This window comes from Citrobacter portucalensis, from assembly GCF_023374935.1.
In the GTDB taxonomy this organism is placed as follows: domain Bacteria; phylum Pseudomonadota; class Gammaproteobacteria; order Enterobacterales; family Enterobacteriaceae; genus Citrobacter; species Citrobacter portucalensis.
In genome coordinates, this window is record NZ_CP092466.1 from 1,589,326 (window position 1) to 1,602,964 (window position 13,639).

The following is a 13,639-nucleotide window of genomic DNA, read 5'->3' on the forward strand; positions in this document are numbered from 1 at the left end:
CGGCCCTGAGCAAGTAAGGGCGATTACACATGAAACGACTCATCATTGGTATTTCTGGCGCAAGCGGGGCAATTTACGGCGTGCGCCTGCTGCAGGTTTTGCGTGACGTTAGCGATGTGGAAACCCATCTGGTGATGAGTGCCGCTGCCCGGCAGACGCTGGCGCTGGAAACGGACCTCTCTGTGCGCGACGTGCAGGCGCTGGCAAATGTGAATCATGATAGCCGTGATATCGCCGCCAGTATCTCCTCCGGCTCTTTTCAGACCGCCGGAATGGTTATTCTGCCTTGTTCAATCAAAACGCTTTCTGGCATCGTCCACAGTTACACCGATGGGTTGCTTACCCGTGCGGCGGATGTGGTGTTGAAAGAACGCCGTCCGTTGGTGCTGTGTGTACGCGAAACGCCGCTGCATCTGGGGCATTTGCGATTGATGACGCAGGCGGCAGAAATTGGCGCGGTGATTATGCCGCCTGTCCCGGCGTTTTATCATCGTCCGCAAACGCTCGATGATGTGATTAATCAAACGGTTAATCGCGTGCTTGACCAGTTTGATATTACCCTTCCGCAGGATCTGTTCACCCGCTGGCAAGGGGCGTAAGCCGTTCCATCAGCGTGCAAAGAATCATCCGTTGCCCTGTTTCAGGGCAATTTTGTAACCGCGATCATATCCTCAACATTTAATTCGTTAAAACTCAACGAAACGCAGCGGTTCAACCGCCAGACCTGCTATCTTCAAAATCAGGACATTATTGCAACGTTTTATTAACATATTTAACGTCGAATATCCTCATCGACGCGAAAATGGCATAAGACCTGCATGAAAAAGTCTGCAAACACACAACACAACGTAAAACATAATAAAATTACGCCACTTGAGGGTTATGTATGAAGAAGACGGTTCTTGCTTTGTCTTTGCTGGTAGGACTCTCCGCCACCGCGGCCAGCTACGCAGCACTTCCGCAGACGGTTCGTATTGGTACAGATACAACGTACGCACCTTTTTCCTCTAAAGATGCCAAAGGCGACTTCGTCGGCTTTGATATCGATCTGGGAAATGAGATGTGTAAGCGCATGCAGATCAAATGTACCTGGGTTGCCAGCGACTTTGATGCGCTGATCCCGTCGCTGAAAGCGAAAAAAATCGATGCCATCATCTCCTCGCTTTCTATCACCGAGAAGCGTCAGCAAGAGATTGCATTTTCAGACAAACTTTACGCTGCAGACTCACGTCTGATCGCCGCGAAAGGTTCCCCGATTCAACCGACTCTGGACTCCCTGAAGGGCAAGCACGTTGGCGTCCTGCAAGGCTCGACTCAAGAAGCCTATGCCAATGACAACTGGCGCAGCAAAGGCGTGGACGTGGTGGCCTATGCGAACCAGGACCTCATCTATTCTGACCTGACGGCGGGCCGTCTGGACGCGGCGTTGCAAGATGAAGTCGCGGCCAGCGAAGGCTTCCTGAAGCAGCCTGCTGGTAAGGACTACGTCTTTGCCGGTCCCTCAGTAAAAGATAAAAAATACTTTGGCGACGGAACCGGGATTGGCTTACGTAAAGATGACGCAGAGCTGAAAGCCGCTTTCGACAAAGCGCTGGGCGAACTGCGTAAAGACGGCACCTACGACAAAATGGCGAGCAAATATTTTAATTTTAATGTCTACGGCGATTAATACAGCGGCGTGGGGAATTGACTGCACCATTGCGGGTAACCATTTCGGTGCATAATAAATTCAGTGCACTGTTTTGGTGCTTTTATCGCTGACTTAATAAGCATGAGTGCATACTTAAGCGCTTTTCATGCAAATAAATACCGCCGACAGGGTAGAATGCTTTGCCTTGTCGGCCTGATTAATGGCACGATAACTGCACCTGGTCCTGTAAAGATCCCCTATAAAAGACAGTCTGTTGAGGATAGTTATGAAAAAACTGGTGTTGTCTCTTTCTCTGGTTCTGGCTTTCTCCAGTGCTACCGCAGCATTTGCAGCCATTCCGCAAAAAATTCGTATCGGTACCGATCCTACTTATGCGCCGTTCGAATCGAAGAATGCGCAGGGTGAATTAGTCGGTTTTGATATCGATCTGGCTAAAGAACTGTGCAAACGTATCAATACGCAATGTACCTTCGTGGAAAACCCGCTGGACGCGCTGATCCCTTCGCTAAAAGCGAAGAAAATCGATGCCATCATGTCCTCGCTTTCCATTACTGAAAAACGTCAGCAGGAAATCGCATTTACCGACAAGCTTTATGCAGCCGATTCGCGTCTGGTTGTCGCTAAAGATTCTGCTATTCAGCCGACCATTGAGTCGCTGAAAGGCAAACGTGTTGGTGTGCTGCAGGGCACTACCCAGGAAACGTTCGGCAACGAACACTGGGCGCCAAAAGGTATTGAGATTGTCTCTTATCAGGGGCAGGACAATATCTATTCTGACCTGACTGCCGGGCGTATTGACGCCGCGTTCCAGGATGAAGTTGCGGCCAGCGAAGGCTTCCTGAAACAGCCAGTCGGTAAAGATTACAAATTCGGCGGCCCGTCTGTGAAAGACGAGAAGTTGTTCGGCGTGGGTACCGGTATGGGGCTGCGCAAAGACGATAACGAACTGCGCGAAGCGCTGAATAAAGCCTTTGCCGAAATGCGAGCTGACGGTACTTACGAGAAGCTGGCGAAAAAGTACTTCGATTTTGATGTTTACGGCGGTTAATTACCGCAGGTGCTGATAAAGCCCGTAGATTTTTGACGCGTTGAATTTATGCCCGATGGCACCGCGCTTATCCGGCCTACGGTGATTTTGTAGGCCGGATAAGGCAAGGCCGCCATCCGGCATTTAACGGTTAGTCTGAAATCAAAAGAGGCTTACTACTCCACCACACACGACAGGACAGGCAGCATGTTGTATGGCTTTTCAGGTGTTATTTTACAGGGCGCAATTGTTACGCTGGAGCTGGCACTCAGCTCGGTGGTACTGGCGGTTCTGATAGGTCTTGTCGGCGCAGCAGCAAAGCTGTCGCAAAGCCGGGCAATGGGACTTATTTTCGAAGGGTACACAACGCTAATCCGCGGCGTGCCCGATCTGGTCTTAATGCTGCTCATCTTCTACGGATTACAAATCGCGCTGAATACCATTACCGATGCCATCGGTATCGGCCAGATTGATATTGATCCGATGGTTGCGGGCATTATCACCCTTGGATTCATCTACGGCGCCTATTTTACCGAAACTTTTCGCGGTGCGTTTATGGCTGTACCAAAAGGCCATATTGAAGCCGCGACGGCGTTTGGCTTTACCAGCTCACAAATATTTCGTCGCATTATGTTCCCGGCGATGATGCGTTATGCCTTACCGGGAATCGGCAATAACTGGCAGGTTATTCTTAAGGCTACGGCGCTGGTATCGTTGCTTGGACTTGAAGACGTGGTGAAAGCGACTCAGCTTGCCGGGAAGAGTACCTGGGAGCCGTTCTATTTTGCCGTCGTGTGCGGGGTCATCTATCTGGTGTTTACCACTGTTTCTAATGGTGTGCTGCTGTACCTTGAGCGCCGCTATTCCGTGGGTGTGAAGAGGGCTGACCTGTGATCGAGATTATTCAGGAATACTGGAAGTCCCTGCTGTGGACCGACGGATATCGCTACACTGGCGTCGCTATCACCCTGTGGCTTTTGATTTCGTCAGTAGTGATGGGCGGAATACTGGCACTCTTTTTGGCGATTGGTCGCGTTTCCAGTAATAAATTTATCCAGTTTCCCATCTGGCTGTTCACCTATATTTTTCGTGGGACGCCGCTGTACGTTCAGCTACTGGTGTTTTATTCCGGGATGTATACGCTGGAGATAGTTAAAGGCACGGACTTCCTCAACGCGTTTTTCCGCAGCGGGCTGAATTGCACCGTGCTGGCGCTGACGCTGAATACCTGCGCCTATACCACGGAGATTTTCGCCGGGGCTATTCGTTCCGTGCCTCATGGTGAGATTGAGGCTGCGCGCGCATACGGTTTCTCGTCATTCAAACTGTATCGATGCATTATTTTACCTTCCGCGCTGCGTATTGCGCTGCCGGCATACAGCAATGAAGTCATTTTAATGCTGCACTCCACGGCGCTGGCATTTACGGCCACTGTGCCAGATTTGTTGAAAATCGCTCGCGATATCAACTCGGCAACATATCAGCCGTTTACCGCCTTCGGTATTGCCGCTGTGCTGTATTTGATTATTTCGTATGTCCTGATCAGTCTGTTCCGTAAAGCGGAAAAACGCTGGTTGCAGCATGTATCCTCTAAATGATTCGAGTAACACGATGTCTGAAAATAAATTAAACGTTATCGATTTACATAAGCACTACGGCGAACATGAAGTGCTGAAAGGGGTATCGCTGCAGGCCAACGCGGGTGATGTTATCAGCATTATTGGCTCGTCAGGTTCCGGTAAAAGTACCTTCCTGCGCTGCATTAACTTTCTCGAGAAACCGAGTGCCGGGTCGATTGTAGTCAGCGGTCAGAACATTGGTCTGGTGCGCGACAAAGACGGCCAGTTGAAGGTTGCGGACAAAAATCAGCTACGCCTGCTGCGTACGCGTCTGACGATGGTCTTTCAGCACTTTAATCTGTGGAGCCACATGACAGTGCTGGAAAACGTCATGGAAGCGCCGATTCAGGTGTTGGGGCTGAGCAAGCAGGAAGCTCGCGACCGTGCGGTGAAGTATCTGGCTAAAGTGGGCATTGATGAGCGCGCACAGGGCAAATATCCGGTGCACCTCTCCGGTGGTCAGCAGCAGCGTGTTTCCATTGCCCGTGCGCTGGCGATGGAACCGGAAGTGTTATTGTTTGATGAACCTACGTCAGCGCTTGATCCTGAGCTGGTGGGTGAAGTGCTGCGCATTATGCAACAGCTGGCTGAAGAGGGGAAAACCATGGTGGTGGTGACCCACGAAATGGGGTTTGCCCGTCATGTTTCCACGCACGTGATTTTCCTGCATCAGGGGAAAATTGAGGAAGAGGGCGACCCGGAGCAGGTATTCGGTAATCCGCAAAGCCCGCGTTTGCAGCAGTTCCTTAAAGGATCGCTGAAGTAAGTCAACAGCCCGGAGGCGCTATGCTTTCCGGGCTTACAATTTTAGCGCGTCGCGCTCCAGCCGAAACACCCAGTCGTCGTAGGCGATGCCGTCAATCTCATACGCCTTTTCCAGTACCTGCGTACGTACAAAGCCTGTCTTTTCCAGAATACGGATTGAACCCTTGTTATCCGCCAGCGCGTATGCGTTTATCGCCGTCACACCTGCATGCTCGAAGGCATACTGGCACACCGCGCGCACGGCTTCGCTGGCAATACCTTTCCCCTGAGCCTGTGGCATGATGGCGTAGCCGAGGTCGGCTTCCTGCGGGTAAAGATGGCTGATTTGCAGACCAATATCGCCAAGTGGCATCGGGCTGTTATGTTCGCGGATGACGAAAGTGTGCTGTGCGGCCAGACGTCTGGCGAATAACAGCCGCGTATCTTTCGCCGGGGCGATGTTGCCCATATAGCGCATGACTTCAGGACATTCACGGAGTTTCTGGAAAAATGACCAGTCAGAAAATTGAAACAAAGAGAGGGTAAGTCGGGGAGTCGATATTATCGCCATAACGTCGCCATTGCGGAAATCTGGTCTATAACCTTACCACCACAACGGCGACTGTGAATAGTGCATAGGGGTTATCGGATGACATCCGCCAGCGCTTCTTCTAAATCGTACCAGCGAAACGTAAAACCGGAAGCTTCCAGGCGTTTGGGCAATGCGCGTTGTCCACCAAGGACCAGTACTGACGATTCCCCCATCAGCAGTCGCATAGCGGTGGCGGGAACGCGCAGAATTGCAGGGCGGTTCAGAGCGTGACCCAGCGCGTGGGCAAACTGCTCATTGTGCACCGGGTATGGCGAAACCATATTGAAGGGACCGCGTAGATCGTTATTCAGCAGCCAGATAATTCCGTTGACCATATCATCAACATGGATCCATGCCATATACTGGCGTCCGTTACCGATCGGGCCGCCTAAGCCAAGACGAAACGGCGGGACCATTTTTGCCAGAATGCCGCCTGCTGAGGCCAGTACCACGCCGGTACGCAGCATACATACGCGGGTTTTGTCGCTTTGCGCAGTGCTGGCAATTTGCTCCCAGCGGGCGCACAGCTTGTGGGTAAATTCGTTATGCGGTGGCTCTTCTTCCGTAACCACAACTTCGCCCAAATCGCCGTAGTAACCGGTAGCGGAACCGGAGATTAACACTGAGGGCGGCGTCTCGCTGGCATTGATTAAATCGACCAGTTTCTGCGTAATGCCCCAACGGCTCTGGCACAAGCGTTCCTTTTGCTGTGCGCTCCAGCGCTTATCTGCAATAGGCTCTCCGGCAAGGTTAATCACGGCATCAATATTATTGAGATGTTGCCGCTCTTCCAGTCCTTTCCATAACGTGACCCGAGAGTCGAGAATCTGACGAGCCTTATCAGGGGTACGTGTCACTACGATTATCTGATGCCCCAGTTCCAGCAGGCAGGGGATCAGATGACGTCCAATCAGGCCAGTACCGCCGGTAATCAGAATCTGCATGTCGCCTCCCGGGTTACGTTTTAGCGCTGCCAGCTCAGCGTCATTGATACTGAGTCGGCGTAACGCAATGCGTGAAGTTTATCTATCTCCACTTCAGCATAAGTGACCCAGTGATGTTCGCGTGCGATATCGAGCACATCTTGAGTTAATTTTTCTAACAATGAGAAGCGGTTACCCTCCACGTGGGCAATGATGCTTTTGGTTATAGTGCGATAATTCAGCGCGTCGTTGATATCTTCGCTGGTACGGGCTTTGTCTGCCGGATAGTGAATGGCAATGTTGATGACGATATCCTGGCGATTAAGGATCTCCTCTTCTTTGATGCCGATAAAGGTGCGCAGACGAAGGTTTTTTATACGAATAATGGCGTCAGGTTGTGACATTGCAGGTTTCCTCCATGTATGAACCTCTGCATGATACACGAGAACCGAATTGCGTCACCGCTTCTCACTCAGTGCTTGCTGCATGGCGCGTTCCGTGGCGGGACGCGTACGGATGCGTTCGTGCCAGTTGTTGACCGCCGGGTAATTGTCGAGGTCGATGCGCTGACGCTGATGGGCGTGGATCCACGGCCAGCAGGCAATGTCAGCAATGCTGTAGTGATCGCCTCCCAGCCAGGGTGACGTTTCCAGACGTTTATTCATCACGTTGTACAGGCGCTGGGTTTCAACCTGGTATCTTTCAATAGCGTAAGGGATCGTTTGCGGAGCGTAATGACTGAAATGATGATTCTGCCCCAGCATGGGACCCAGACCGCTGACCTGCCAGAACAGCCACTGCAGTGTGGTGTGGCGTTCGCGTAATTCACCGCTGAGCAGCTTACCGCTCTTCTCCGCCAGATAGAGTAAAATTTCTCCGGACTCAAACAAGCTGATGGGCCTTCCGCCATCTTCCGGCGCATGATCGATAATGGCCGGGATTTTATTGTTCGGCGAGATCAGTAGAAAATCGGGGCGAAACTGGCTGCCTTTGCTGATATCGACATGAATCAGACGGTATTGCAGCTGTGCCTCTTCAAGAAACAGCGTGATTTTGTGACCGTTTGGCGATGGCGTGTAAAAGAGATCGATCATTTTCAGCATCCGTTTTGTCATGAACCGGGTCATTACAAGTATAGAGCCTGTTGGCGTGCGTGAGTTTTCATCAAGTGACAGCGAGAGAAAGACTCTATATTTTGAAAGCAAGCCAATACACTTCAGAGGACATTATGAGCAAATCTGCAATTACGCTGTGGTCAGATGCCAATTTTTTCTCCCCTTACGTGCTGTCTGTTTATGTTGCTCTGCAAGAGAAAGGGCTACCTTTTACGCTGAAAACCGTTGATCTCAATAGTGGTGAACACTTGCATCCTTCATGGCAAGGTTACGCCTTGACGCGCCGCGTACCGGTTCTTGAGATCGATGGTTTTGAACTAAGCGAATCATCAGCGATTACGGAATTCCTGGAAGAGAGCTTTGCACCGCCACAGTGGGAGCGTATCTACCCACACGATGTACAAAAGCGCGCTCGGGCGCGCCAGGTTCAGGCGTGGATCCGCAGCGATTTAATGCCTATCCGTGAGGAACGATCAACAGATGTCGTTTTTGCTGACGTAAAGAAAGGACCGTTAAGCGAAGCGGGAAAAGCCAGTGCGGAAAAACTGTTCGCTACTGCGAGCAGTTTACTGAGCCACGGTAAGCAGAATTTATTTGGCGAATGGTGTATCGCTGACTGTGATTTAGCGCTAATGCTTAATCGCCTGGTCCTTAACGGCGATGAGGTTCCAGAAGCGCTTGCGGAATACGCCACCTTCCAGTGGCAGCGCGCTTCAGTACAGCGTTTTATCGCGCTTTCAGCGAAGCGTTCCTGCTGAAAAACGGGCCGTAATCCAGTATCATTACAAGGTAATTTTCAGCGAGGAGTGAGTGATGAAACTGATGTTCGCATCGGACATTCATGGTTCGTTGCCAGCCACGGAACGCGTACTCGAGCGGTTTGCTGCAAGCGGCGCGCAATGGCTGGTGATATTGGGTGATGTTTTAAACCACGGGCCGCGTAATGCGCTTCCAGAAGGCTATGCACCTGCGCAGGTTGCTGAACGGCTGAATGAGCTGGCATCGCGAATTATTGCGGTGCGTGGTAATTGCGACAGCGAAGTGGATCAGATGCTCCTGCATTTTCCGATGACTGCGCCGTGGCAGCAAATTCTGACAGAAAACCAGCGACTCTTTTTGACGCACGGACATCTTTTTGGCCCGCAAAATTTGCCGGCGCTCAATGCGGGCGATGTTCTGGTTTATGGGCATACTCATCTGCCGGTTGCTGAGCGGCGCGAGGGTATCTATCATTTCAATCCCGGCTCGGTAAGCATCCCGAAAGGGGGCTTTGCGGCAAGTTACGGGATTCTGGATGATAATGTTCTCAGCGTAATGGCACTCAATGATCAAAGTGTTATTGCACAGGTCGAGATTAATCCGTAATTTACCCCACAAACATAAACGCGCCGTAAGAGCGCCAGAAAAAAGAAGGTTTCCTGATGGTGGAACAGCGTCGTTTGGCAAGTACTGAATGGGTGGATATTGTGAATGAAGACAATGAAGTCATTGCACAGTCCAGCCGGGAACAAATGCGGGCGCAACGCTTACGCCATCGTGCAACGTATATCGTTGTGCATGATGGTATGGGCAAAATTCTGGTTCAACGTCGCACTGAGACAAAAGATTTTTTGCCCGGCATGCTGGATGCCACCGCAGGCGGTGTGGTTCAGGCTGACGAGCAGATGCTGGAATCAGCGCGTCGTGAAGCAGAAGAGGAACTGGGGATTGCGGGCGTGCCGTTTGCCGAGCATGGTCAGTTTTACTTTGAAGACCAGAACTGTCGCGTATGGGGTGGGTTGTTTAGCTGCGTTTCCCACGGACCGTTTGCGCTTCAGGAAGATGAGGTCAGTGAAGTTTGCTGGTTGACGCCGGAAGAAATTACCGCGCGCTGCGACGAATTTACACCGGACTCCCTGAAAGCCCTGGCGCTGTGGATGACCCGCAACGCCAAGAATGAAGGGGCGAAAGCCGAAAAGCAGGAAGAAGCTGAGTAAACTCTGTTCATCCGGCCTACTGCGTCGAGAAATCGAGTAGGCCGGACGCACACTTTTTAATGGTAACCCATCATCTGCGCGCCAATCACCACCACGCTGGACATAATAAACAGCAGTCCCAACAGCGTAGCACCTACCTTCAGCCAGTTACGAAAATCCACTCGACAAACGCCTAACGTAGCCATCAGAGATGCTGACGTCGGATAGATAATATGACTGAATCCGTCGCCAAACTGGAAGGCCAGGACTGTGACCTGACGGTTTACGCCAACCAGATCGCCCAGCGGTGCCAGTAGCGGCATGGTTAACGCAGCCTGACCAGAGCCGGAAGTGACGAAGAAATTAAAAACTGCCTGGAACAACAGCATAAACCACGCCGCGATGGCGTTATCCAGCCCGCTGATGCCATTGGCAATGCTGTGCAGCAGAGTGTTTAACACGCTGGCTTCACCCGCCTCTCCATTACCGACCAGCAGTAAAATGCCTTTGGCAAAACCAACCAGCAGGGCAGGGGCAATCATCATTCGTGCACCCTCAGTGAATGAGGAGGCCATGATGTTGACCGTCATGCCGTTGAGCCGAAACACGACGCCGATAATGCCAATCACCAGACCCATCGTGAAGAACTGACTGGCGATCTCAGGAATAAACCACGCGTTGACGATAACGCCCCAGACAACCCAAATCATCACCGCGGTTAGCACCAGTAGCACTAACCAGTCGCCCAGCGTGAAGCGTCGTTCCACGACCTCGTCCTGCTGCTCGCGAAAGAAGCTGTCGGATTCATGTACCCGGGACAAAAGCGGATTCTTTTTGATACGCGCCGCATAGGCCAGCGTGAAGGTCAGCCCGATTAGTGTAGCGATCACCCAGACCACGATGCGTAGCCCGGAACCAGAGAGCACCGGTACCCCCGCAATACCTTGCGCGACCACCACGCAAAATGGGTTCATCCATGAGCTGGCGAAACCAATCTGAGTCGCGATATAGGTAACCAGCACGGTGGTGATACTGTCGTAACCTAGCCGTACCATCAAAGGCGCGATGATAATGGCAAAGGCAACAGCCTCTTCCCCCATGCCAAACACCGCACCGCCTAAGGAGAAGAGAATAAACAGCACTGGGATAAACAGGACCTCGTTGCCCCGCGTATGGCGAATGAGCGCCAGGATGCCGTTATCAATGGTGCCGGTACGCATAACGATGCCGAATGCGCCGCCAATGACCAGCATAAACATAATGATGCCGACAGCAGTGCCGAATTTCGAGCCGGAGGTTAATCCTTCAAACGGGAAATTCATCAGGCCTGGGCGTTCATCTCCGGTGGTGAATAACTGCACCCGGTGATACTGCTCTTCACCTGCGTCGTTGGTCAGAATACGAAAGGAATGGGGGTCAACCACCTTACGGGTTTTGGTTTGTCCATCAACCTGATACTGAACTTCCTGGCTGTCGAACATCCCGACGGGAACAACCCATGTTGCCAGACTGGTTAAAATGGCGACGAAAAAAATAATCACCAGCGTGTCGGGCATCGCCCATTTTTTAGCTGGCTGTGATTCTGTTACTGCTGACATGAAAGACTATCCCTGTTGCAACGCAAAAGAGAGTAAGTATGCGAACAGAAGAATAGTTATTCATTGATGCAGCGCATCCAGGCAAATGTTCCAGATTATGCCAAAGGGGAAAAAGACATAAAAAACCGGAAATATCAGCTATTTCCGGTTTGATAAGCAGATGTGTTGCCGGATAAAAGATCCGGCACACTCGGCAGATTACTGCTGCTGCTGGGAAGACTGGATCGCGGTCAGTGCGATGGTGTAGACGATATCGTCTACCAGCGCGCCACGAGACAGGTCGTTCACCGGCTTGCGCATACCCTGCAGCATTGGCCCGATGGAGATCAGGTCGGCAGAACGCTGTACCGCTTTGTAAGTGGTGTTACCGGTGTTCAGATCCGGGAAGATGAACACGGTAGCGCGACCTGCAACCGGAGAGTTCGGCGCTTTGGATTTCGCTACGTCAGCCATAACGGCGGCGTCGTACTGCAGCGGACCGTCGATCATCAGGTCAGGACGTTTTTCCTGTGCCAGACGGGTTGCTTCGCGAACTTTCTCTACGTCACTACCTGCACCAGAAGTACCGGTGGAGTAGGAGAGCATCGCTACGCGCGGTTCGATACCGAAGGCAATTGCGGAATCAGCGGACTGAATCGCGATTTCTGCCAACTGCTCTGCAGTCGGATCCGGGTTGATCGCGCAGTCGCCGTAAACGTAAACCTGATCCGGCAGCAGCATGAAGAACACGGAAGACACCAGAGAGCTACCTGGTGCAGTTTTGATCAGCTGCAGCGGCGGACGGATGGTGTTCGCAGTGGTGTGTACTGCACCAGAAACCAGACCGTCAACATCGTCCTGTTCCAGCATCAGGGTACCGAGAACAACGTTGTCTTCCAGCTGTTCGCGGGCAACGGTTTCGGTCATACCTTTGTTTTTACGCAGTTCGACCAGGCGAGCAACGTAGCTTTCGCGAACCACATCTGGATCAACGATTTCTACGCCAGCGCCCAGTTCAACGCCCTGAGAGGCTGCAACGCGGGTGATCTCATCCGGGTTACCCAGCAGTACGCAGGTTGCGATACCACGTTCAGCACAGATGGCTGCCGCTTTAACGGTACGCGGTTCGTCACCTTCCGGCAGAACAACGCGTTTGCCCGCTTTGCGCGCCAGCTCGGTCAACTGATAACGGAACGCTGGCGGAGACAGACGACGGCTACGCTCAGAGGTTGCAGTCAGGGATTCAATCCAGTCAGCGTTGATGTAGTTAGCAACGTATTCCTGAACTTTCTCAATGCGCTCGTGATCGTCAACCGGAACTTCCAGGTTGAAGCTCTGCAGGCTCAGAGAGGTCTGCCAGGTGTTGGTGTTTACCATGAATACCGGCAGGCCGGTTTCAAATGCACGTTCGCACAGTTTAGTGATGCGCGCGTCCATTTCGTAGCCGCCAGTCAGCAGCAGGGCACCGATTTCCACGCCGTTCATGGCCGCCAGGCATGCTGCAACCAGCACGTCAGGACGATCTGCGGAAGTTACCAGCAGGGAGCCTGCGCGGAAGTGTTCCAGCATATGTGGAATGCTGCGTGCGCAGAACGTCACAGACTTCACGCGACGGGTGTTGATATCGCCTTCGTTAACGATGGTGGCGTTCAGGTGACGCGCCATATCGATTGCACGAGTAGCGATCAGATCGAAGCTCCATGGCACCGCGCCCAGAACCGGCAGCGGGCTGGATTCTTGCAGTTTAGCCGGATCAACTTTGATCACTTTCGCTTTGGAAGAGTCGTCGAAAATCTCGGACAGATCCGGGCGAGTACGGCCCTGCTCATCAACCGGTGCGTTCAGTTTGTTAACGATTACGCCGGTGATGTTGGTGTTTTTCGCGCCGCCGAAGCTGCTGCGAGTCAGTTCAATACGCTCGTTCAGCTGTTCCGGGGTGTCGGTACCCTGAGACATAACGAAGACGATTTCCGCGTTCAGCGTTTTCGCGATTTCGTAGTTCAGAGACTGCGCGAACTGATGTTTACGGGTTGGGACCAGGCCTTCAACCAGTACGACTTCAGCGTCTTTGGTGTTCGCGTGGTAGTTCGCGATGATCTCTTCCATCAGCACATCTTTCTGATTGCTGGACAGTAAAGATTCAACGTGGCTCATCTTCAGCGGCTCAGCGGCTGGCAGAGAAGAGTTAGCACGGACGATGCTGGTAGTCTGGTCTGGCGCATCGCCACCGGCACGCGGTTGAGCGATCGGCTTAAAGACGCTCAGACGAACGCCTTTGCGTTCCATTGCGCGGATCACGCCAAGGCTGACGCTGGTCAGGCCGACGCTGGTTCCGGTAGGGATCAGCATAATAATACGGGACACGGTTTATCCTCTTTCGTTACCGCCAATTTAGACGGGTTACAAAACAGCACCGCCAGCTAGGCTGGCGGTGTG

The 13,639-nt window shown here is 52.3% G+C and carries 15 protein-coding genes; 9 read left to right on the forward strand and 6 right to left on the reverse strand.

Going from position 1 to position 13,639, the window contains the following annotated elements:
• The first annotated feature begins 29 nt into the window (after positions 1-29).
• The 6 genes from LY264_RS07560 (at position 30) to hisP (ending at position 5,063) form a co-directional block, all read left to right on the forward strand.
• A complete protein-coding gene (locus tag LY264_RS07560; RefSeq protein ID WP_048224749.1) occupies positions 30-599 on the forward strand; it encodes a UbiX family flavin prenyltransferase in 570 nt (189 codons plus the stop codon).
• 287 nt (positions 600-886) lie between these two features.
• Entirely contained in the window at positions 887-1,669 is a 783-nt protein-coding gene (gene argT / locus LY264_RS07565) for a lysine/arginine/ornithine ABC transporter substrate-binding protein ArgT (RefSeq protein ID WP_043017065.1), read from the forward strand.
• A 247-nt stretch (positions 1,670-1,916) separates the two neighbouring features.
• Positions 1,917-2,699, forward strand: coding sequence for a histidine ABC transporter substrate-binding protein HisJ (hisJ, locus tag LY264_RS07570; RefSeq protein WP_003028120.1), 783 nt, complete (start codon positions 1,917-1,919; stop codon positions 2,697-2,699).
• Between the two features lie 186 nt (positions 2,700-2,885).
• Positions 2,886-3,572 (forward strand): histidine ABC transporter permease HisQ, encoded by a 687-nt coding sequence (locus LY264_RS07575; protein WP_003028118.1) that lies wholly within the window; start codon positions 2,886-2,888, stop codon positions 3,570-3,572.
• On the forward strand, positions 3,569-4,276 hold the full coding sequence (gene hisM, locus LY264_RS07580) for a histidine ABC transporter permease HisM (protein ID WP_003028116.1): 708 nt from the start codon (positions 3,569-3,571) through the stop codon (positions 4,274-4,276). The genes LY264_RS07575 and hisM overlap by 4 nt, the downstream gene beginning before the upstream one ends.
• Before the next feature lie 13 nt (positions 4,277-4,289).
• Positions 4,290-5,063 (forward strand): histidine ABC transporter ATP-binding protein HisP, encoded by a 774-nt coding sequence (gene hisP / locus LY264_RS07585; protein WP_003028114.1) that lies wholly within the window; start codon positions 4,290-4,292, stop codon positions 5,061-5,063.
• A gap of 33 nt (positions 5,064-5,096) precedes the next feature.
• Here hisP and LY264_RS07590 read toward each other — a convergent pair whose 3' ends face one another.
• From LY264_RS07590 to yfcG, 4 genes are all read right to left on the reverse strand, one after another.
• On the reverse strand, positions 5,097-5,612 hold the full coding sequence (locus LY264_RS07590; RefSeq protein ID WP_071692556.1) for a GNAT family N-acetyltransferase: 516 nt from the start codon (positions 5,610-5,612) through the stop codon (positions 5,097-5,099).
• A 71-nt stretch (positions 5,613-5,683) separates the two neighbouring features.
• Complete coding sequence (locus LY264_RS07595; RefSeq protein WP_003834782.1) at positions 5,684-6,577, reverse strand: TIGR01777 family oxidoreductase; 894 nt, start codon at positions 6,575-6,577, stop codon at positions 5,684-5,686.
• A 20-nt stretch (positions 6,578-6,597) separates the two neighbouring features.
• Complete coding sequence (gene folX, locus LY264_RS07600) at positions 6,598-6,960, reverse strand: dihydroneopterin triphosphate 2'-epimerase (RefSeq protein ID WP_003028107.1); 363 nt, start codon at positions 6,958-6,960, stop codon at positions 6,598-6,600.
• Between the two features lie 54 nt (positions 6,961-7,014).
• On the reverse strand, positions 7,015-7,650 hold the full coding sequence (gene yfcG / locus LY264_RS07605) for a GSH-dependent disulfide bond oxidoreductase (protein ID WP_048225819.1): 636 nt from the start codon (positions 7,648-7,650) through the stop codon (positions 7,015-7,017).
• A 134-nt stretch (positions 7,651-7,784) separates the two neighbouring features.
• Here yfcG and yfcF point away from each other — a divergent pair, with 134 nt between their 5' ends.
• The 3 genes from yfcF to yfcD are packed head-to-tail and all read left to right on the forward strand — an operon-like array spanning position 7,785 to position 9,647.
• Entirely contained in the window at positions 7,785-8,429 is a 645-nt protein-coding gene (gene yfcF, locus LY264_RS07610; RefSeq protein ID WP_048215854.1) for a glutathione transferase, read from the forward strand.
• A 55-nt stretch (positions 8,430-8,484) separates the two neighbouring features.
• Positions 8,485-9,036, forward strand: a complete 552-nt coding sequence (gene yfcE / locus LY264_RS07615) for a phosphodiesterase (RefSeq protein ID WP_048215855.1) — start codon at positions 8,485-8,487, stop codon at positions 9,034-9,036.
• 56 nt (positions 9,037-9,092) lie between these two features.
• Positions 9,093-9,647, forward strand: a complete 555-nt coding sequence (yfcD, locus tag LY264_RS07620; RefSeq protein WP_003834775.1) for an NUDIX hydrolase YfcD — start codon at positions 9,093-9,095, stop codon at positions 9,645-9,647.
• Between the two features lie 56 nt (positions 9,648-9,703).
• On the opposite strand, the gene yfcC is transcribed toward yfcD, so the two are convergent.
• Both yfcC and pta read right to left on the reverse strand, forming a co-directional pair.
• Complete coding sequence (yfcC, locus tag LY264_RS07625; RefSeq protein WP_048224744.1) at positions 9,704-11,224, reverse strand: putative basic amino acid antiporter YfcC; 1,521 nt, start codon at positions 11,222-11,224, stop codon at positions 9,704-9,706.
• Positions 11,225-11,422: 198 nt separating this feature from the next.
• Positions 11,423-13,567 carry a phosphate acetyltransferase gene (gene pta, locus LY264_RS07630; protein WP_008785351.1) on the reverse strand — a complete coding sequence of 715 codons (2,145 nt, stop codon included), beginning with the start codon at positions 13,565-13,567 and terminating at the stop codon, positions 11,423-11,425.
• Between the last annotated feature and the right edge of the window lie 72 nt (positions 13,568-13,639).